Raw genomic sequence first — 20175 nt, 5'->3', positions numbered from 1 at the left:
TTTGAGTAAAAAAGTTAGTTATTGTTTGGGATTTGGTGAGAAGAATTGTTCATAAGAGGGATGAACGCCGAAATAGGAGCAGGAGGCAAGAAAAGTTGCGTTCATAAGAAGGGTGAACGCCGAAATTAGTGCGGCGGGCAAGAGAAGTGGTGTTCATAAGAAGGATGAAAACGGAAGACCAAGGATCGGAGACAAATCAGCTCTTCAAGCTATTATCATCATAAAAAACCAAAGTCACATGCATAATTAAACAAAAACGAGAGGCAGCTAAAGACCTCTCGTTTCAAACTATTTAGCTTTTTTTCAAGCGAATAACCGTTTCTTCATCTGGTGTAACATAAACAGTTTGCTGGTTATCATAAATTACAAAACCAGGCTTTGCGCCACTTGGCTTTTTCACATGACGTACTAATGTGAAGTCAACGGGAACAGAACTAGATTGGCGTGCTTTGCTAAAATAAGCTGCTAACTTTGCTGCTTGCATGATTGTTTCCTCGGAAGGCTCTTTGCTGCGAATAACAACATGGGATCCAGGAATATCCTTTGTATGCAGCCAAATTTCATCTCTAGCTGCTACTTTGTTTGTTAAATAATCATTTTGTTTATTATTCTTTCCGACGATAATTTCTGTACCCTCGGACGAAACATAGTAGTCTAAGACAGGCTTTACATTTTGCTGTTTCTTATTTTGCTTTTTCTGTCTTTCTCTAAGGTAACCTTCTTCCACTAACTCTTCCCGAATTTCCTGAATATCTTTTGGAGAGGCAGCAAGAATTTGCTGGTATAGTGTTTCAAAGTATTCATATTCTTGTTCTGCTAGTTTAATTTGTTCCTTGATAATATCAATCGAATTTTTCGCTTTTTGATATCTTGTGAAATATTTTTGCGCATTTTCAGAAGGAGACAGTCTTGGGCTAAGCGGAATCTTAACGGTTTTACTATCTTCATCATAATAATTGATTACTTCTACTTCTGACATGCCCTTTTTAACCGCATAAAGGTTTGCAGTCAAAAGTTCACCAAGTAATTGATATTGTTCCGCATTTTCAGCTTCCGATAAAGAACGTTCTAGTTTTTTTATTTTCTTTTTGTTTTTATCTCGTTCATTTACAATAAATCGTTCTAAATCATTGCTTTGCTGTTTCACTCGATCTCGTTCTGCTTTTCCGAAATAATAGCGATCAAGCATTTTACTTAATGTAGGAAAGGACTTCACGTTTCCTTTGACATGCTCCATTGATAGGCAGTAAAAATATTCTTTCTCTGGAGTATCCATGATAGAAGGAGCATAATTGCCTTTTTTTATTGGCTCCATTACCATAAGAAATGCTTTTGGTAAAGTTTCACGGTTTGCAAGACCAGCCAGATAGACCATTTCTTTAGCAATTAGTGGAGATAATCCAGCAAACTGCTGGACAAGCTGTTTGTCCAGTTTGCCGCTATTAAAATCAATAGCCCGCAGTACATCTTCCTCTGATGCTGTATAAGGATCTTGTTTTTCTTGTTTTGGCGGAGCTAAATACTCATAACCGGGAAGAATAGCTCTATGACTATTAACAGCATACGAAATATGTTTAATGCTATCTAGAATGGTATTTTTATCGCGGTCAACCAAAATGATATTGCTGTGTCTACCCATTATCTCGATCATCAGTTTTTTATAGGAAGTATCGCCAATTTCATTTCTTCCCCTAATTTCTAAAACAATGATCCGTTCATTGTCTATTTGATAAATATCTTCTATAAAATAACCTTCTAAATGCTTGCGGAGAAGCATGCAGAACATTGGTGGTTCTTTAGGATTTTCATAATTTTCTTCCGTAATTTGAATGCGGGCATAGCTAGGATGAGCCGATAATAGCAATTTTTGATTTTTTCCATTAGCTCGAATGGATAAAATAATTTCATTGGTAAAAGGCTGTTGAACTTTATTAATTCGGCCTCCTAGTAAAAGCTCTTTTAATTCAAGAGACATTGCGCGTGTAAATAAACCATCAAATGACATAACTAACGACCTCATTTATAATAATTTCCCTCTTTACTCTATCTTTATTGAGGAAGAAATACAAGGATTTGGGTTGAAAATGCTTGTGATTTTGCTATAGATGCAAGAATAACGAGAAGTGGAGGCAGCCTTCGCAAAATTTTAATTTGTAAAAAATAGATGAGATCTAGGCATATGGTATTTTTTCTCATAGTAAATAGGAATTAAATCTCTATCCTTAGCATTTTTTCGGCCAAGCTTGAATATGATTCTCTTAGAGTGGTGTTGGGACAACTATGTATGTTAGTAAGTTGCTAACTTTTGTTCAAAACAGCTACGAATTTCTTCGCTGCTACTATAGCGAACGGTGAATGAAAAAGGGGGAAGTGAGATGGCCGGATGAACTATCATGAAATGAACGAAAAAGAAGTAGAACAAACATTGAATACTGATTTTTCGGCTGGGTTATCAGATGAAGAAGCGGAAAAGCGACGAAAGAACTTTGGATACAATGAATTAGAGGAAGGAGAAAAGCAATCACTCCTGCTTATTTTCTTCAGTCAATTTAAGGATTTTATGGTACTCGTTCTTTTAGCTGCCACGCTTATTTCAGGTTTATTAGGCGAATATATTGATGCAATTGCGATAATTGCAATCATCATTCTCAATAGTTTTCTTGGATTTTTTCAAGAGATAAGAGCAGAAAAATCTTTATCTGCTTTAAAAGAATTATCACAGCCTCATGTTCAGGCACTACGGAATGGAGAATGGATTAGTCTATTATCGAAAGAGTTAGTTCCTGGAGATGTCATAAAATTCGCGAGCGGGGATCGAATTGGAGCAGATGTCAGAATTATTGAATCAAGAAGCCTGGAAGTGGAGGAATCTGCTTTAACCGGAGAATCTGTGCCAGTTCCTAAAACAGTATCTGCAATCAAAAATAACAATCTAGCACTTGGTGATATGGAAAATATGGGCTTTATGGGAACGATGGTATCCCGTGGAAGTGGTGTCGGGGTTGTTATTGGGACAGGGATGAAAACAGCAATGGGGCAAATTGCTGATTTGCTGCAAAATGCAGATTCGGTTACCACCCCGCTGCAAAGACGTTTAGAGCAGCTAGGGAAAATTCTCATTGTCACAGCATTACTATTAACCGTATTAGTTGTGGTGATTGGGGTTCTTCAAGGGAATGATTTATATACAATGGTACTAGCAGGTGTATCATTAGCGGTAGCCGCGATTCCAGAAGGCTTGCCAGCGATTGTAACCATTGCTCTATCTCTTGGTGTTCAGAAAATGATTCGCAAAAATGCCATTGTCAGAAAGCTGCCTGCTGTCGAAACTCTTGGCTGTGCTTCAGTCATTTGTTCTGATAAAACCGGAACATTAACGCAAAATAAAATGACAGTAACAAAAACTTGGATCGGCGGAAAAACATATACGGTAGATGGAACTGGATATGAGCCGCAAGGACAATACTATGTAGGCGAACAATTAATAAATCCAGCAAAGGATAAGGCATTACAACAGCTTTTAACCTTTGGAATGCTTTGTAATCACGCCGAGATTCTGCAAAAAGATGGCGATTATGTTTTAAATGGGGATCCGACGGAAGGAGCAATTTTAGTTGCAGGGATGAAAGCAGGATTCACGCGTGCTCAATTATTAAATCAATTTGCGATTGTCAATGAATTCCCTTTTGATTCTACAAGAAAAATGATGAGTGTTGTGGTAAAAGATCCAACTGGACGTCAATTTGTTGTTACTAAAGGTGCACCCGATGTCTTAATTGGTCAGAGTAAATCAATTCTTTTTGAAAATCGTTCACAAGCTTTAGGAAATAATGAAAAGCAAGTAGTTCAAGAAGCGATCAATGGCTTAGCTTCCCAGGCGCTTCGTACCATTGCAATTGGCTATAAGGAAATTTCACCAAACACTCTTATTATGCATGAAGGAGAAGCAGAAAAGGACTTGATTTTCATTGGTCTGCAAGGAATTATTGATCCGCCAAGACCAGAAGTAAAACAAGCTGTAAAAGAATGTAAAGAAGCTGGTATTAAAACAGTAATGATTACAGGAGACCATGTTATTACTGCAAATGCTATTGCGAAACAGCTAGGCATTGCCAATAATCGCTCTAAAGTAATGGAAGGGAAAGAGCTTTCAGATTTAAGTTTAAAAGAATTAGAGGATATCGTAGAAGATGTTGCTGTCTTTGCACGAGTTTCCCCAGAGCATAAATTGAAGATTGTTCAAGCATTTCAAAATAGAGGGCATGTAGTTGCGATGACTGGTGACGGAGTAAATGACGCTCCAGCGATAAAGAAAGCAGACATCGGCATTGCGATGGGAATCACAGGGACGGATGTTGCGAAGGAAGCATCTTCTTTAGTATTAATGGATGATAATTTTGCGAGTATAAAATCTGCTATTGTAGAAGGAAGAAATATTTATGAAAACATTCGTAAATTCATCCGTTATTTACTTGCCTCAAATGTTGGGGAAATACTGGTGATGTTATTTGCGATGCTGTTAGCACTTCCTTTGCCGCTTGTTCCTATTCAAATTTTATGGGTGAATTTAGTAACAGACGGATTACCAGCGATGGCCTTAGGCTTAGATAGACCGGAAGATAATGTTATGAAAAGAGGACCACGCAGTCCGAATGAAGGTGTATTTTCTAGAGGGCTTGGATGGAAGGTTATTTCTCGCGGGTTCCTTATCGGTATTTCGACTATTTTAGCTTTTATGTTTGCCTATAACAATAATCCAGAAAATCTTGAATATGCCCAAACGGTTGCTTTTATAACATTAGTACTTGCCCAGTTAATTCATGTATTTGACTGCCGCAGTGAAAAATCCATTCTTTCAAGAAATCCGTTTGGCAATATGTATCTAGTCTGGGCTGTGATTTCTTCCTTAGTATTGGCGCTTGCTGTTATTTACGTGCCAGGCTTGCAAGAAATCTTCCATACACTGCCAATAGCAATGAAAGATTGGCCAATGATCATCGGATTCGCCTCTGTACCAACTTTTTTACTCGCAGGATCATTTTTATTAAGTAAATCAAAATAAAATATGTTATAATCCAAAAGGTAGTAGAGACCACTCTATTACCTTTTATTTATTTGATGCTGTTTTTAATGCTGATTTCTAAAAGGTTAGTAACCATATAATGTATAATGAGAAATGATCGAATAATAAAGCAGCGTGAATACACGAAGACGGCAGGGGATTGTCAGATCCTTGAGGCAAAGCTGAAGAGGCATAAGCGTAAGCCTGCGGAAAGTGAAGTGCACTCTTGCTGGAGGTTAGCAGCGATTAAACTTTGTGGAAAAAGCACAAGCAAACATTAATTCGCACATTTTTTAGAAAACGGATGTGTCAGTATAATGAAAAGTATGACTGGATTTGGAAGAGCAACAAAACAATATCACCATGCAACACTTCATATCGAAATAAAATCGGTCAATCACAGGTTTAGCGATCAGATTATTCGGATGCCCAAGCAATTTCTATATTTGGAAGATCAAATAAAGAAAATTATTTCAAACTATATACATAGAGGTAGAATCGAAGTATTTGTAACATTAGAGGATGAAGACAAAAAAGGTCAAGAAATTATAGTGGATTGGCCATTGCTTGATCAATACTATCAATTGCTTCACCAATTAAAAGACAAATATTCTATCAAAGAGTCCATCTCGCTTCGTGATTTATTAAATCAAGAAGAGTGTTTTCAGATAGTAGAACGAGAGCTTGATATGGAAGAACTATCAGAAGTGTTGCTTATTACAATGGAAGAAGCGGTTGTCCAGTTAAATAAGATGCGCACTATTGAAGGAGTGGAATTATCCAAAGACTTAGAAAGCAATCTTAAGCAGATAGAAAAGCTAGTTGCGAAGTTACAGTCGTTGGCACCAGAAGTGATTGCACAATACCGTGAAAAGCTCAAGACAAGAATAGAAAGCTATTTAACGGAACCGATTGATGAAGCACGCCTTATTACAGAAGTGGCGATTTTTGCAGATAAAGCAGATATTAATGAGGAATTGGTTAGATTACATAGTCATATTAGACAGTTTTACCAAATCATGGAAGAAAGTAACCCGATTGGAAGAAAGCTCGATTTCTTACTTCAAGAAATGAACAGAGAGGTTAACACCATTGGATCCAAAGCTAATTCAGCAGATATTGGAGCAAATGTGGTGGAAATGAAAAGCTGTTTAGAAAAAATGAAAGAGCAAATTCAAAATATTGAATAAAAGGGTTTAGAATAAATCTTCCTAGTTAAAACTAAAAATAATAAGATTGGAGAAGACGAATGTCCATAAAATTAATCAATATTGGTTTTGGAAATATAGTTTCTGCAAATAGAATTATCTCTATTGTCAGTCCAGAATCTGCTCCCATTAAACGTATTATCCAAGATGCTAGGGATAGAGGATCCTTAATAGATGCAACATATGGTCGAAGAACGAGAGCTGTTATTGTGATGGACAGTGACCATGTTGTTCTTTCAGCAGTTCAACCAGAAACAGTTGCACACCGTTTAAACGATCGTGATGAGATCATAGAGGAAGGGTAGGAGAAAAATTTGGTAGAAAAGGGACTTTTAATCGTTTTGTCTGGACCTTCTGGTGTAGGGAAAGGAACAGTGAGAAAGGAAATCTTCTCACAAAAAAATACATCCTTTGAATATTCTATTTCCATGACCACAAGATCACCGCGTGCTGGTGAGGTAGATGGAGTAGATTATTTCTTTAAATCAAGAGAAGAATTTGAGGATTTAATTGAACAAGGAAAGTTACTAGAATATGCAGAGTTTGTTGGAAACTACTATGGTACACCTGTTGATTACGTTAGAGAAACGACATTAAAAGGCAAAGACGTCTTTTTGGAAATTGAAGTAGAGGGCGCGAAGCAGGTTCGCGAAAAGTTTCCAGATGGATTATTTATTTTCTTGAGTCCGCCAAGTTTATCAGAGTTGAAAAATCGTATTGTGACAAGAGGTACCGAGTCAGAAGAGATTATTAACAACCGCATGAATGTGGCAAGAGAAGAAATAGAAATGATGCACTTATATGATTATGTCGTAGAAAATGATACAGTAGAGAATGCTTGTGAAAAAATAAAAGCAATCATTGTTGCGGAGCATTGTCGCAGAGAAAGAGTAGAACCAAAATACAAAAAAATGCTGGAGGCCAATTAATCTATGTTATATCCATCTATTGATAAATTAATGACAAAAATCGATTCAAAATATTCATTAGTATCTGTTGCTGCAAAAAGAGCAAGAAAACTACAAACTAATGCGAAACCACAATTAGCAAAATATGTTTCTCATAAAAATGTAGGGAAAGCATTAGAAGAAATCAACAAAGATCAATTAACTTATCGTGTAAATACACCCAATGGTGCAAGCGAGGAATAATTAAATTTTTATCATATAGTACGAAATAAAAGGCTTAAGTAAAAGGAATGATTCCATTTACTAAGTCTTTTTTCATGGACATAATGATTATTTAATTATATGCTAACAATAATAAAAAAAATACAAATCTTACATATGGCTGAAGTTTAAGGATATTAATTCTAACAAAGTGGGAGAATTTCTGCTTAGGATTGCTCGCATTTTTTATTAGCAACTTGCTTCGCCAATTCATTAGAACTTATTCATAAACAAACAATATATCTCACTCTTAACGAACAAAAAAGATTCATATTGTCTGACAGCTACAAATGGTTCAATTAATCCGGTCGCAGAGGGTTTATCTGGCTGATAATACGATTACTATATCATAAACTTTAGAATAGAATGAAAGGAAGGAGGCACATGATGTTGAATGGCAAGAAGATTCTTCTGTGTGTAACAGGGGGCATTGCGGTATATAAGGTATGTGCTTTAACTAGTAAATTAACGCAAAAGGGAGCAGATGTAAAGGTTATTATGTCGGAATCAGCAATGGAATTTGTGAATCCATTAACCTTTAAAGCCCTCTCTAAAAACGAAGTATATACAGACACCTTTGATGAAAAAGATCCAAAAGTGATTGCACATATTGATTTGGCTGATTGGGCTGATTTAATTTTAGTAGCCCCAGCAACGGCTAATGTAATTGGAAAGATTGCAAACGGTATTGCGGATAATATGATTACAACAACCTTACTTGCAGCAACAAGCGATGTTTGGATTGCGCCAGCGATGAATGTACATATGTATGATCATCCTGCCGTTATTAAAAATATTAACACGCTTCATGACTATGGTTATCGCTTTATTAACCCAGGCGAAGGTTATTTAGCATGCGGCTATGTAGGCAAAGGAAGATTGGAAGAACCGGAAATGATTGTTCAGCATATGGAGGATTATTTTTCCAATAATAACAAGGACAAGATCCTAACTGGAACAACCGTACTCGTGACTGCTGGACCAACGCGCGAAAAAATTGATCCTGTTCGTTTTATTTCCAACCACTCTTCTGGAAAAATGGGATATAGTATTGCCAAAAAAGCTATGGCCTATGGGGCAGATGTTATTTTAATATCTGGACCTACAAATCTAACTCCACCAAAAGGTGCTCAGGTTATTTCAGTGGAAAGTGCGGAAGAGATGTATAACGCTGTAATGACATACAGAGAAGAGGCTGACATTATTATTAAAACAGCTGCGGTAAGTGACTATAAGCCTACGATTGTTTATGACCACAAAGTGAAAAAGCAAAGTGGTCCAGAAACAATTGAATTCACGCGGACCCAAGATATTTTATCCGAACTTGGAAAAAGAAAAGAACAGCAGATTCTCATTGGCTTTGCAGCGGAAACACAAAATATGGCTGAATATGCAATGGATAAATTAAAACGGAAAAATGCAGATATGATTGTGGCTAATAATGTAAATAGACAAGATTCTGGCTTTGGAACCGATACAAATCTTGTGACTATGTATAAGAGAGATGGAACTTCAATCGAATTACCGCTTCTTTCTAAGGATGAGGTAGCGGAAAAAATATTGGAACAAGCAATGCAGATGAAGGAAGCTGTTCAAAAATGACGGTAGCCAAAGTAATTGTCGATGTACCGGCAAAACAAACGGACAGACCCTTTGATTATCTAATTCCGAAAGAATTAGAAGACGTTATTCAACCAGGGATGCGCGTAATTGTTCCATTTGGTCCTAGAAAGGTACAAGGCTTTGTGGAAAGCATAGAAGAATCCTCAAGCTTTAAATCATTAAAAAAAATTATAGAACCGATGGACTTAGTGCCCGTTTTAAATAAAGAACTTTTATCTCTTGCTGACTGGTTGTCTCATTCTACGCTCTGTTATAAGATTTCTGCTTTTCAAGCGATGTTACCACCGGCTTTAAAAGCTAAATATGAGCGTAAAGTAAAAAAGGTATCTAGGGAAGAAGAGAAGATGGCTGAAGGGGTAGCCGCTCTTTTTACTAAAACGGAAGAAGTGGTTTGGGAGGAAGCGTTAAAGAATGTATCTCTTTCTTCCTTACAAAAGGAAGTGAAGAAAGGAACAATCGAGGTTTCCTATGAGGTACAATCAAGAGGCAAGAAGAAGAAGGTAAAGCATATTTATCCTCTTCTAAATAGGGAAGAATTACTTCATTATGAAGAATCGCTGAATAAAAACGCTAAAAAACAAAAAGAATTATTGGTTTATTTTAGTGAGCATCCAGACCCAATCGAACAAAAGCAACTACTTACGAAATTGAGTATTTCAACAGCTGTAATAAAAGGACTAGTCGAAAAAGGGCTTCTTGCAGAAATGGAAAAAGAAGTATACCGCGATCCTTATCAAGAGCGGGAGTTTGAAAGAACATTTGCCTTGCCTTTAACCGATGATCAGGCGAAAGTGGTGGCGCCGATTCATCAGGCGGTAGAACAAAATCAGCATGATGTTTTTCTGTTGTATGGTGTAACCGGTAGTGGGAAAACAGAGGTATATTTACAATCCATTGATAAAGTGTTGGCAAAGGGAGAAGAAGCAATTGTCCTTGTTCCGGAAATAGCGCTGACACCACAGATGGTCAATCGCTTTAAAGGCCGCTTTGGCGATCAGGTTGCCGTTCTCCATAGTGGGTTATCGGTGGGAGAAAAATATGATGAGTGGCGGAAAATCCAAAGAAATGAAGTAAAGGTGGTAGTTGGAGCGAGATCTGCTATCTTTGCGCCATTTACAAATCTCGGGCTTATCATTATTGATGAAGAGCATGAAATGACATATAAGCAAGAGGAGAATCCTCGCTATCATGCTAAAGATGTCGCGATCGAGAGAGGGAAAAAGCATGGATGTCCGATTATTTTGGGTAGTGCCACGCCATCTTTAGAAAGCTTTGCAAGAGCCCAAAAAGGTGTATATACTTTATTGTCTCTTCCTAATCGCATGAATAATCAAGCACTCCCGAAAGTGGAAATTATTGATATGCGAGAAGAATTGAGAAATGGCAATCGCTCTATGTTTTCCGAAGTATTGCTGGAAAAACTGAAAGATCGCCTAGAAAAAAAAGAACAAACCGTATTGTTTTTAAATAAACGGGGACATTCCTCCTTCGTCATGTGCCGTGATTGCGGTTATGTCGTGAAATGTCCAAATTGTGATATTAGCTTGACCTATCACCGCTTTCAAAATCAGATGAAGTGTCACTATTGTGGATATGAAACGTATACCCCTACTACTTGTCCAGAATGCAGCAGTGAGCATATTCGATATTTTGGAACAGGGACGCAAAAAGTAGAGGAAGAGCTGACAAAAATCCTCCCAGAAGCAAGGGTTATTCGCATGGATGTCGATACAACTAGTCGAAAAGGAGCCCACGAAAAGCTGCTGCAAAAATTTCAAGAGGGAGAAGCAGATATTTTATTGGGAACACAAATGATTGCCAAAGGACTAGATTTTCCAAGAATTACGCTAGTTGGTGTACTGTCAGCTGATACAATGCTTCATTTGCCAGATTTCCGCTCATCGGAGAAGACCTTTCAATTACTGACACAAGTAAGCGGCAGAGCAGGCAGGCATGAATTGCAAGGAGAAGTTATTTTTCAAACCTATACTCCTGAGCATTATAGTATTGAGCTTGCGAGCGAACAGGATTATGACCGTTTTTATGAAACAGAGATGATGATTCGCAGACAACATGCTTATCCTCCTTACTATTTTCTTACGATGATTACAATTAGTCATGAAGAGCTAATGAAAGTAGTTGGAGTTGCGGAAAAAATCACCCAGATTGTCCGAAATAGATTATCACCGCAAACAGTTATTTTAGGACCAGTCGCATCACCAATCGCAAGAATAAAAAATAAATATCGCTATCAATGCCTAATAAAGTATAAACAAGAACCAAACTTGGAAGAAGTTTTAAAATCAATTTTAGATCATTACCAAACAGAAATAAGCACAAACGGCCTGCAGATTTCGATTGATGTTAATCCGTTTATATTGATGTAATATTCTGTTTGCCTATTCGAACAGTTTGTTCAGATTAAAACTATAAAGACCATAGTAATAAAAAACATGGGTAAGGTCTCCGGCGATGACCTTACCCATGTTTTTATTTCGTTAATTATTTTCTTTCTCCAAATAATAAATGCCAATCTGTATATTTTGCTTATGATTTCCAAAATGTTCCCCGAATAAAGTCAACCCACCAACTCTTTCGGATTCCTCTTCAACTGCAATTCTTAGAGTGAGGAAAGAAGAGCTCTCGAGCTGTAATTCATTAATCGTTACGCTGGAAAAGGGTTCGCCATCAATGCCTGTATCTATTTTATTCACCCTGATTGTTTTTAGCAAACCGTACTGACTGAATTTATCATTCCACCATTTCGGTGTATACCGTCCTCTCACATCAGAAAAATTACCAGGAACCGTGTATGTGCCGAGCTTAACATTATTTAAATAAAATGTTATGTCGCTCGGCCAAACATTATTGGAAAGTGGGAATTCAGAAGCAAGCTCCAAACTGATTTCTACCATTTCTGGAATTTCATTTGGTCCAAGTAAGTTAGGGATTTTATACTCTACAAACCCCTGAGACAACCACAATAGCTGGGCGTCCACTCTTTGGCTGTCCATAAAATATTTCGGATCATCCGCTTTTCCGATTATTTCTTTTTCTGTTGCAATCCCGCAAGTAGGCTTTACAGAAAAATCTGTATAATGACCAATTTTTAAATCAGTTTCGTGGAGTTGATATTCTTTAAATATTTTTCTTGGAAAATGAATTTCAATATTGTCTATCGCTAAATAAACAATTTTCTGCAGTCCTGATTTTCCAGGGATTCGTTCCGATTTAACAATTCCTGCTTCTTCTAGTTTTTGAATATGACGGGTAACGATGGCGGCGCTTATGCCTAATTGTTTTGCTAAATCAGATATATTCATGTTGTTTTTTGCGAGAATTTCTATGATCTCTATTCTTGTTTCACTAGCAAGTGCTTGATAAATGTGAAAATAATCCTTTGAAATTTGTATTTGCATAGCAATCTCCTTTAACTTTATGGTTAAAAAGTAGCTTGTCTGTTTATTTTATCATCCACAGTGTTTAACTTCAATAGAAAACACTGGAAATATTGTTTGAATAAGATTGACAACGCTTTCTTATGTTGTTAAATTAATAGTGTAATAAGAATATTGGTAATAACTTTAACTTTTTAGTTAAAGAATTTCGTTAAGTAATGAGTTAAATAAAAGGAGGAATTAATGTGGGGGCAAAGAGCAAGCTTTGGAAGTATGTTGGTGTGATTGGACTCTCAATCGGTATTTTAGCAGGCTGTGGAGATTCGGAAACAAGTAGCAGTGCCAAAAATGAAATTACGTTTTGGAATCCGTTCACTGGTCCAGATGGGAAAAATATGCAGGCGATGGTAAATGAATATAATAAAACGAATCCTGAGTACAAAATCAAAAACGTCTCTTTAAAAGAAGGAGATATGTATACGAAAATCCCAACAATCGTAAACTCTAAAAAGAATATTCCTGATTTAACGATTGTCCATGCAGAACGAATTAAACAGTTTAAAGATAATGATATGTTAACTTCTTATAATGACTTGCTTGCTGATTTTCCGGAAATTAAAGCAGATAACTATGTAGCAGAAGCTTGGAAGATTGGAGAACTAGATTCAGAGCGTTATAGTATCCCGTTAGATATTCATACTTTCGGACTTTACTACAACAAAGATTTAGTTGATAAGTATTTGCCGACAGCATTGGATGACAATATCGTTACATTTGATGAAATTAAACAAGTTGGCGAGAAAGCCCAAAAAGATAAAATCAGAGCATTAGGGGTAACATGGCTAAAGCCTAATTTCTTGTCCTTGTATGCACAAAATGGTGGTGAGTTAACAGAAGATGGCATTCAACCAACTTTAGTAAACCAAGCAGCGAAAGATACTTTTAATCTATGGAGAGATTATGTAAAGGCAGGTTATACAACAAAGGATGGAGAAGATCCAACTCAAATGTTCTTAACTGGAAAAGTTGTTTTTCTTCCTGAAGGAATTTGGATGCAAAACCAAATTAAAGAATCAAAGGTAAATTGGGGATTAACTAATGCGCCTCAATTATCAGATGATTTATCGAAAGCGGTCAACTGGTCTTCTTCTCACCAATTTGTCATGCTGAAAGATGACTCACGTACGGAGGAAAAAGAAAAAGCTGTTGTGAAGTTTTTAGACTGGGTTCGTGATAATTCAATGGAATGGGCAAAATCGGGACAAAATCCAGCAACGCTTGCGCTTTTAGAAAATGAGGAATATAAAGCAATGCCACAATCATTCTTCTTGGCAACACCTGAACAACAAGCAACATTAAAAATCTTTGACTATAAATACAATGGTTATGTTTCAGAATTATTAGATTCTAAAGCTGGGGATGTCGTATTCTCCAAAACAGAAACAGATAAAGCATTAGAAGATATGGAAAAAGAAATATCTGCTAAGGTAGAAAAAGATAATTCGAATTAATGTTTGCCAAAAAGTAAGAGCGCTTACTTATAGCTGGTGATTGGAGAAGCCGCTGACTGTTTAAAAAGGTAGTTGTTTACTATTGAGACATATTATTATGCAATTCTTGATGAACTTTATACCAAACAGCTAAATAAATAAAAAAGCAAGCAGCCTAAATATAGTAACAAAAGTGCAGCAGGGAATCGAGGTATTTAGGCTGTATGCTTAATCTAGATAAGATGAAAATCTTATTCTAATAGAAGCGAGAGGAAAGGAAGTAGGCGTATGGAAACTGTTCCCGCTACGAAAAATGTAAAACAAATGAAAATAAAAAACTCCAGGAATACATCCTTTGCACCATGGCTATTTTTAGCCCCTCATTTGATCATTTTTGGAGTGTTTTTTCTTATTCCAATCTTTTTTGGAGTTTATATTTCTTTTACAGAATGGGATTTAATTAGTTCGCCAATTTTTGTTGGATTGGATAATTATAAAGAATTATTACTTCAACCAGACTCCGTCTTTTATGAACAACTTCATAATGGGTTGAAAAATACCTTTTTATTTGTTCTATTTACTGTCCCATTTTGTATTATTGTACCTCTGCTTCTTGCAGCAGCTTTGAACACAAAACCAGTTCTGTGGAAAGTATTTCAGTCATTATTCTATTTACCATCGTTGTTTGCAATTTCCGCTGTCATTATTATATGGGGGCTTATGTTTAATGTAACATATGGTCCAATTAATAATATTTTCAATCTGGAAACCGTTTGGACTGGTACTCAGCCTTATGCGTGGATTGCGCTAGTAGCCGTAACAGTTTGGTGGACGATTGGAGGAAATATGATCATTTACCAAGCGGCATTGAATGGTATTCCGAAAGATTATTATGAAGCGGCAGATATTGATGGAGCTTCTTCTTTTCAGAAGTTTATGAAAATTACCCTTCCAAGCATTAGAGGTCAGATTCTTTATACGGTTGTTATCACAACCATTGCTCAATTTAACGTCTATGGGCAGCCGTTGATGTTAACAGGTGGCGGCCCAACAGATTCAACAAGGGTGTTATTAATGGATATTCAGCAAAATGCCTTTGGTTCAGGTCAATCGATTGCGGGGATCTCGTCTGCGATGGCGGTTATTCTTGGACTTTGTATAATGGTTGTTGCATCATTACAATTCTTTTTCTTAAGAGAGAAGAAGAATTAATTAAAGGAGGAAGAGTATGAGCAGTAAAAGAATCAATCCACTACCTAAAATAATCGGGTTTGCCTTTTTGCTTATCATGGCTGTGATTTGGATTATTCCTTTATTATGGGGAGTTGTAACCTCCTTTAAATCAGAGATAGAACTACAAACAGTGGGCTTTAAATTTCTTCCAATTGAATGGGTACTGACAAATTACACTACTTTATTAGTTGATAATACAAGTACACCATTGGTTCGTTGGTTTACAAATTCAGTTGTTATTTCTGTGTCACACACATTATTAGTATTAATTGTGGTGACATTATCAGCCTTCGCTTTTAGCAGATTGAATTTTAGAGGGAAACACGGTTTGTTTGCCTTTTTAATGGCAACGATGATGTTTCCTGGTGTAGTAAATCTTATTCCTCTTTATAAAATCATCGACGTTCTCGGCTGGGTGAATTCTCCGATTGCGATGATTGTTCCAGGTGCAGCAGGTGTATTTAATATCTTTTTAGTTAGACAATTTATGAATAATATTCCTCTAGAATTTGATGAAGCTGCTCGTATGGATGGGGCTAGTGATTTTCAAATTTTAGGAAAAGTAATCTTGCCTTTGATCAAACCGGTTCTCCTTGTTGTTGCCTTATTTTCCTTTACGGGATCATGGAATGATTTTTTATGGCCATCGATTGTTTTTAATGATATTGAAAAAATGCCGATCACACCGGGTCTGCAGCTATTGCAGGGGATGTATCAAGCACAGCCAACCTTATTAATGGCAGGCGCATTGGTTGCGATAATTCCCACTTTTATCTTGTACCTATTCGCACAGAAATACTTCTTGGAATCAATGTCCTTATCAGCTGGAGTGAAAGGATAATGAATAGAAAACTAGAAAGGAATTTAGTGAGAATAGTAGGCGTTTGGCAAATCATCGATGGTCTTATTACGATCCTGTTATATGGAACACTAAAAAAGGTCGAAGGTGCAAGGCTTGCGGAGGACTCGGCTTTTGTCTATATGAAAGCGATGGAATCTTATGTTGGAAGTGTCTATATATTCATTGGCATGTTTGGCGCCTTATTAATTGGTCTGGGGTTAATAAATTTAGTCTGTGCCAAGAAATATATGATAGATGATCAAGTTCATGTAAAGGTTGCCGTATGGCTGTTTGTATGTGGAGCATTATCCTATATCATCATGGATATTATCAGTCTAGTTTTATGTATGTCAGCGGGTATTTTAGTTTTAGCAAAAAATAAATCTATTCGAAAAATAAATAGGACAACAAATAATCGAGTCGGAGGTATAAATTAATGAATGTACTTCATCCAAATCCTCAGTTTCGCAGAGCGGAATGGGTTTCTTTAGATGGAAAATGGAAATTTGCGTTTGATGATAAAAAAGTGGGAGACAAAGAGAGATGGTATGACTCTTTTCCAGAAAGCCAAACCATCAATGTGCCGTTTACTTATGAGACGAAAGCAAGCGGCATCAATCAGCAAGAACATCATGAAACAGTATGGTATGAAAGAACAATCGTAATTGATGATACAAAGAAGCATCCAATTGTCCATTTTGAAGGAGTAGATTATGAGGCTTTTATCTATGTAAACGGGAATCTTGCCACGATCCATCAAGGAGGTTACCATGGTTTTTCTGTGGATGTAACTGACTTTGTAACAACTGGAGAGAATAAACTAACTGTTAAAGTCAAAGATTCAAAGGATTGTGCACAACCGAGAGGAAAACAACGCTGGCATGATGAAAATTTTGGCTGCTGGTATGTTCAGACAACGGGAATATGGAAATCCGTTTGGTTGGAATATGTAAATGAATCCTACTTAAATCATGCGAAAATTACACCATTATTTGATGCCCAACAAGTAGCGATTGAAGTAGAAACAAAAGGAATTCCGCTAACGGCAGATGGCTATAAAATAGTGGCATCCATCCAATTTGACGATAAAGTAATCAATGAATTAACAGCTAATATAATTGATAATGCAGCGTCCCTTACTGGAAGTTTATTAGAAAGACTGGATCCATGGACAATGAAAGTATGGAGTCCAGAAAACCCTAATTTATATGATTTGACGCTTAAATTGTACCACCATGATGAATTACTGGATGAAATTCAATCTTATTTTGGTATGCGCAAGATATCTATTGAAGGAAATAGAATTCTTCTTAATAATAGAGAGTTATATCAACGCTTAATTTTGGATCAAGGCTACTGGGAAGAATCAGATTTAACACCACCAAGTGTTGCAGCGTTGGAAGAAGATATCGATAAAATATTAGCATTGGGATATAACGGAGTTCGTAAGCATCAAAAAGTAGAAGACAGTAGATTTCTATATTTAGCAGATAAGAAAGGGCTTCTTGTCTGGCTGGAAGTTGGTTCGACGTATGGCTTTAGTGACAAAGCAGTCCGCAATTTTACCCATGAATGGCTGGAAATTGTGAAGCAAAATTACAACCATCCGAGTGTGATTACATGGGTGCCATTTAATGAATCGTGGGGCATTGGCGATATCCATCATGATAAGCAGCAACAAGCTTTTACGGAAAGTATCTATCATTTAACTAAAGCATATGATTGTAATCGCCCTGTTATCACAAATGACGGCTGGGAACATACTATTTCTGATATTATCACATTGCATGACTATGAGGAGTATGGAGCGCTGCTTGCTAGTAGATATAAAGACAGCGACAAGTTAATGTCTAATTGTATCCAGTTCAATAAAGGTTTCTATGCTTTTGCAGAGGGTTATCCGTATAAAGGTCAGCCAATCCTTATTTCTGAGTTTGGCGGAATTGCTTTTCAAACAGAGGAAGGTTGGGGCTATGGGAATCAAGTGAAGGATGAAGAAGCGTTCTTTAAACGTTTTGAAGACATTCACCATGCAGTTCAGGATTTAGAATACGTATGTGGTTATTGTTATACACAACTAACCGATGTCCAACAAGAAGTAAATGGCTTGCTTACAATCGATCGGAAGCCAAAAGTTTCTGTTGAGAAAGTAAGACAAGTAAATACCCGAAGATTATAATCATAGGAGTGTATAAGATGACGAGACAAGAATATCCCCGCCCGCAGTTCGTGCGTGACCAGTGGATTAACTTAAATGGAACTTGGCAATTTCAGTTTGATGATAAGAATGTAGGGGAACAGGAGCAATATTTTAATAAAGAAACACTGGATAAAGAAATACAAGTACCGTTTGTTTACCAATCTAAGTTAAGTGGAATTGGGGAAAGAACCATTCATGAATATGTTTGGTATAAGAAAGAAGTAGTGATTCCTAAATACGCAGATAAACGAACAATCTTGCATTTTGGTGCGGTAGATTACTATTGCAAGGTATACGTGAACGGAAAATTTGTGGGAGACCATGAAGGCGGGCATACTTCATTCTCATTTGATATTTCGAATTATTTATTAGACGAAAACCAAAGTATTACTGTTAAAGTCTACGATCCTATCAAAGATGAAACCATTCCACGAGGGAAGCAGTTCTGGGAAGAGGAACCAAGGGCGATTTGGTATACGAATTCTACAGGGATTTGGCAGACGGTCTGGGTGGAACAAGTAAATAATGATTATCTGGAAAAAGTTCGATTTACTCCTGATCTAGACCGCGGTGTCGTCTGGATGGATTTTGTTTTAAATAAAGAAGCAGAAATATCAAGAGCGAATTATTATGTGAAATACAAAATAAGTTTTAAGAACATTTTAATTGCGGAAGATCAAATTAAAATGAATAATCTTGCAGAAAAACGTGCGGTTGATATTATTCAAAATAAAATTTTTCGCACCAATTTTCACGATAGCGGCTATACTTGGTCACCAGAACACCCTAATTTATTTGACGTATCTATCGAACTTTATGATGAAAAAGGAATCGTTTTAGATAAAGTGCAATCTTATTTCGGCTATCGAAAAGTTCATACAGAAAATGGTATGGTTTATTTAAACAATAAACCATACTATCAAAAACTGGTCCTTGATCAAGGTTATTGGCCAGAGGGACTTTTGACAGCTCCGGAAGCAGAAGATTTAAAAAAAGATATAGAATTAGCGAAAGAAATGGGATTCAATGGATGCAGAAAGCATCAAAAAACAGAAGATCCTCTCTTCATGTATTATGCAGATACATTAGGTTTTCTAGTGTGGGGAGAATGTGCATCAGCTCCTGTTTATACAAAAGAAGCAGCAACAAGATTAATGAAGGAATGGATGGAAATAGTCGACCGTGACTATAATCACCCTTCTATCGTTACTTGGGTTCCCTTAAATGAAAGCTGGGGTATTCCGGATATTCATCATGATAAAAAACAACAGCATTTCTCTACAACCATGTATCACATGCTCCATGCCATTGATGATACACGTCTGGTTATCTCTAATGATGGCTGGGAAGCAACAGTTACAGATATTTGTGCGATTCATAATTACGGTCATGGAAATGCTGATGAAAAAGCAAAGTATCAATACTTCAAAGAGTCTATATCTTCTGTTGAAAATTTACTTACACATGCTCATAGCAAATGGGAAGTGTATGCTGAGAACCACTCCCACCAAGGAGAACCAATTCTGTTAACAGAATTCGGGGGCATTGCCTTTAAGATGGGGGAACAAAGCGGTTGGGGCTACACTTCTGTCGAAACTGCGGATGATTATATAACAGAATACCGCAAAATCATGGAAGCAATCTTTCAATCGAAGGGACTATGGGGCTATTGCTATACGCAGCTGACAGATGTTGAGCAAGAAATTAATGGGATTTTAACGTATAATCGTATTCCAAAATGTGATTTATCCAAAATCAAAGAATTGAATAATCTCTTCTTTCCCGAGCGATTGGCTACTAACGGGAAGAGGATGAATGGAGGCATAAACTAAATAAATAATCTGTAAAGGCAAACAATCTCAAAGTTAGTTATTAGATAATAGTTACTTTCTAACACGGATTTTTTATCGTTTTAAATATAGCCATGTTTAAAAACTAATTTGTTCCAAAC

General features: G+C 36.7%; 15 protein-coding genes. 13 read left to right on the top strand and 2 right to left on the bottom strand.

Annotated elements, in window-relative coordinates; genetic code table 11:
- Positions 1 to 292 precede the first annotated feature (292 nt).
- The gene (locus BCI01S_RS03550) at positions 293 to 2005 is read right to left on the bottom strand and encodes an Rqc2 family fibronectin-binding protein (RefSeq protein WP_061796747.1); all 1713 of its coding nucleotides are present in this window, start codon (positions 2003 to 2005) and stop codon (positions 293 to 295) included.
- Between the two features lie 378 nt (positions 2006 to 2383).
- Between BCI01S_RS03550 and BCI01S_RS03545 the strand changes: the two genes are divergently transcribed.
- The 7 genes from BCI01S_RS03545 to priA all read left to right on the top strand — a co-directional run bounded on the left by BCI01S_RS03545 (position 2384) and on the right by priA (position 11449).
- On the top strand, positions 2384 to 5062 hold the full coding sequence (locus BCI01S_RS03545; RefSeq protein WP_047939942.1) for a calcium-translocating P-type ATPase, SERCA-type: 2679 nt from the start codon (positions 2384 to 2386) through the stop codon (positions 5060 to 5062).
- Between the two features lie 317 nt (positions 5063 to 5379).
- On the top strand, positions 5380 to 6252 hold the full coding sequence (locus BCI01S_RS03540) for a YicC/YloC family endoribonuclease (protein ID WP_047939943.1): 873 nt from the start codon (positions 5380 to 5382) through the stop codon (positions 6250 to 6252).
- A gap of 59 nt (positions 6253 to 6311) precedes the next feature.
- Positions 6312 to 6575 (top strand): extracellular matrix/biofilm regulator RemA, encoded by a 264-nt coding sequence (remA, locus tag BCI01S_RS03535; protein ID WP_016201046.1) that lies wholly within the window; start codon positions 6312 to 6314, stop codon positions 6573 to 6575.
- Between the two features lie 9 nt (positions 6576 to 6584).
- A complete protein-coding gene (gene gmk / locus BCI01S_RS03530) occupies positions 6585 to 7199 on the top strand; it encodes a guanylate kinase (protein ID WP_047939944.1) in 615 nt (204 codons plus the stop codon).
- Positions 7200 to 7202: 3 nt separating this feature from the next.
- Complete coding sequence (gene rpoZ, locus BCI01S_RS03525; RefSeq protein WP_047939945.1) at positions 7203 to 7421, top strand: DNA-directed RNA polymerase subunit omega; 219 nt, start codon at positions 7203 to 7205, stop codon at positions 7419 to 7421.
- A 405-nt stretch (positions 7422 to 7826) separates the two neighbouring features.
- Positions 7827 to 9041: a bifunctional phosphopantothenoylcysteine decarboxylase/phosphopantothenate--cysteine ligase CoaBC gene (gene coaBC, locus BCI01S_RS03520; protein WP_061796745.1), complete on the top strand. Its 1215-nt coding sequence runs from the start codon at positions 7827 to 7829 to the stop codon at positions 9039 to 9041.
- A complete protein-coding gene (priA, locus tag BCI01S_RS03515) occupies positions 9038 to 11449 on the top strand; it encodes a primosomal protein N' (protein WP_047939947.1) in 2412 nt (803 codons plus the stop codon). Before coaBC ends, priA begins: the two co-directional genes overlap by 4 nt.
- Positions 11450 to 11560: 111 nt before the next feature.
- Here the strand turns inward: priA and BCI01S_RS03510 are convergent, their stop codons facing one another.
- Complete coding sequence (locus BCI01S_RS03510) at positions 11561 to 12481, bottom strand: ArsR/SmtB family transcription factor (protein ID WP_047939948.1); 921 nt, start codon at positions 12479 to 12481, stop codon at positions 11561 to 11563.
- 224 nt (positions 12482 to 12705) lie between these two features.
- Here BCI01S_RS03510 and BCI01S_RS03505 point away from each other — a divergent pair, with 224 nt between their 5' ends.
- The 6 genes from BCI01S_RS03505 (at position 12706) to BCI01S_RS03480 (ending at position 20056) form a co-directional block, all read left to right on the top strand.
- A complete protein-coding gene (locus BCI01S_RS03505; RefSeq protein WP_061796743.1) occupies positions 12706 to 13971 on the top strand; it encodes an extracellular solute-binding protein in 1266 nt (421 codons plus the stop codon).
- A 267-nt stretch (positions 13972 to 14238) separates the two neighbouring features.
- Positions 14239 to 15162: a carbohydrate ABC transporter permease gene (locus tag BCI01S_RS03500; protein ID WP_309325240.1), complete on the top strand. Its 924-nt coding sequence runs from the start codon at positions 14239 to 14241 to the stop codon at positions 15160 to 15162.
- Positions 15163 to 15178: 16 nt separating this feature from the next.
- On the top strand, positions 15179 to 16024 hold the full coding sequence (locus tag BCI01S_RS03495) for a carbohydrate ABC transporter permease (RefSeq protein WP_047939949.1): 846 nt from the start codon (positions 15179 to 15181) through the stop codon (positions 16022 to 16024).
- A complete protein-coding gene (locus tag BCI01S_RS03490) occupies positions 16024 to 16461 on the top strand; it encodes a hypothetical protein (RefSeq protein ID WP_047939950.1) in 438 nt (145 codons plus the stop codon). The genes BCI01S_RS03495 and BCI01S_RS03490 overlap by 1 nt, the downstream gene beginning before the upstream one ends.
- Positions 16461 to 18203, top strand: coding sequence for a glycoside hydrolase family 2 protein (locus tag BCI01S_RS03485; RefSeq protein WP_061796741.1), 1743 nt, complete (start codon positions 16461 to 16463; stop codon positions 18201 to 18203). Before BCI01S_RS03490 ends, BCI01S_RS03485 begins: the two co-directional genes overlap by 1 nt.
- 17 nt (positions 18204 to 18220) lie before the next feature.
- Complete coding sequence (locus tag BCI01S_RS03480; protein ID WP_061796739.1) at positions 18221 to 20056, top strand: glycoside hydrolase family 2 protein; 1836 nt, start codon at positions 18221 to 18223, stop codon at positions 20054 to 20056.
- Positions 20057 to 20175: the final 119 nt, after the last annotated feature.

The organism is Niallia circulans NBRC 13626, from assembly GCF_001591585.1.
In the GTDB taxonomy this organism is placed as follows: domain Bacteria; phylum Bacillota; class Bacilli; order Bacillales; family Cytobacillaceae; genus Niallia; species Niallia circulans.
The sequence above is the reverse complement of the archived record's forward strand: the minus strand, read 5'-3'. Positions and strand labels throughout refer to the sequence as shown.

Bases quoted from the DNA above. Each gene is read 5' to 3' on its own strand.
- BCI01S_RS03510 (WP_047939948.1), bottom strand. From the start codon at position 12,481: ATGCAAATACAAATTTCAAAGGATTATTTTCACATTTATCAAGCACTT.
- coaBC (WP_061796745.1), top strand. From the start codon at position 7,827: ATGTTGAATGGCAAGAAGATTCTTCTGTGTGTAACAGGGGGCATTGCG.
- BCI01S_RS03550 (WP_061796747.1), bottom strand. From the start codon at position 2,005: ATGTCATTTGATGGTTTATTTACACGCGCAATGTCTCTTGAATTAAAA.
- priA (WP_047939947.1), top strand. From the start codon at position 9,038: ATGACGGTAGCCAAAGTAATTGTCGATGTACCGGCAAAACAAACGGAC.
- BCI01S_RS03545 (WP_047939942.1), top strand. From the start codon at position 2,384: ATGAACTATCATGAAATGAACGAAAAAGAAGTAGAACAAACATTGAAT.
- BCI01S_RS03490 (WP_047939950.1), top strand. From the start codon at position 16,024: ATGAATAGAAAACTAGAAAGGAATTTAGTGAGAATAGTAGGCGTTTGG.
- BCI01S_RS03485 (WP_061796741.1), top strand. From the start codon at position 16,461: ATGAATGTACTTCATCCAAATCCTCAGTTTCGCAGAGCGGAATGGGTT.
- BCI01S_RS03480 (WP_061796739.1), top strand. From the start codon at position 18,221: ATGACGAGACAAGAATATCCCCGCCCGCAGTTCGTGCGTGACCAGTGG.
- BCI01S_RS03495 (WP_047939949.1), top strand. From the start codon at position 15,179: ATGAGCAGTAAAAGAATCAATCCACTACCTAAAATAATCGGGTTTGCC.
- BCI01S_RS03540 (WP_047939943.1), top strand. From the start codon at position 5,380: ATGAAAAGTATGACTGGATTTGGAAGAGCAACAAAACAATATCACCAT.
- rpoZ (WP_047939945.1), top strand. From the start codon at position 7,203: ATGTTATATCCATCTATTGATAAATTAATGACAAAAATCGATTCAAAA.
- remA (WP_016201046.1), top strand. From the start codon at position 6,312: ATGTCCATAAAATTAATCAATATTGGTTTTGGAAATATAGTTTCTGCA.
- BCI01S_RS03500 (WP_309325240.1), top strand. From the start codon at position 14,239: ATGGAAACTGTTCCCGCTACGAAAAATGTAAAACAAATGAAAATAAAA.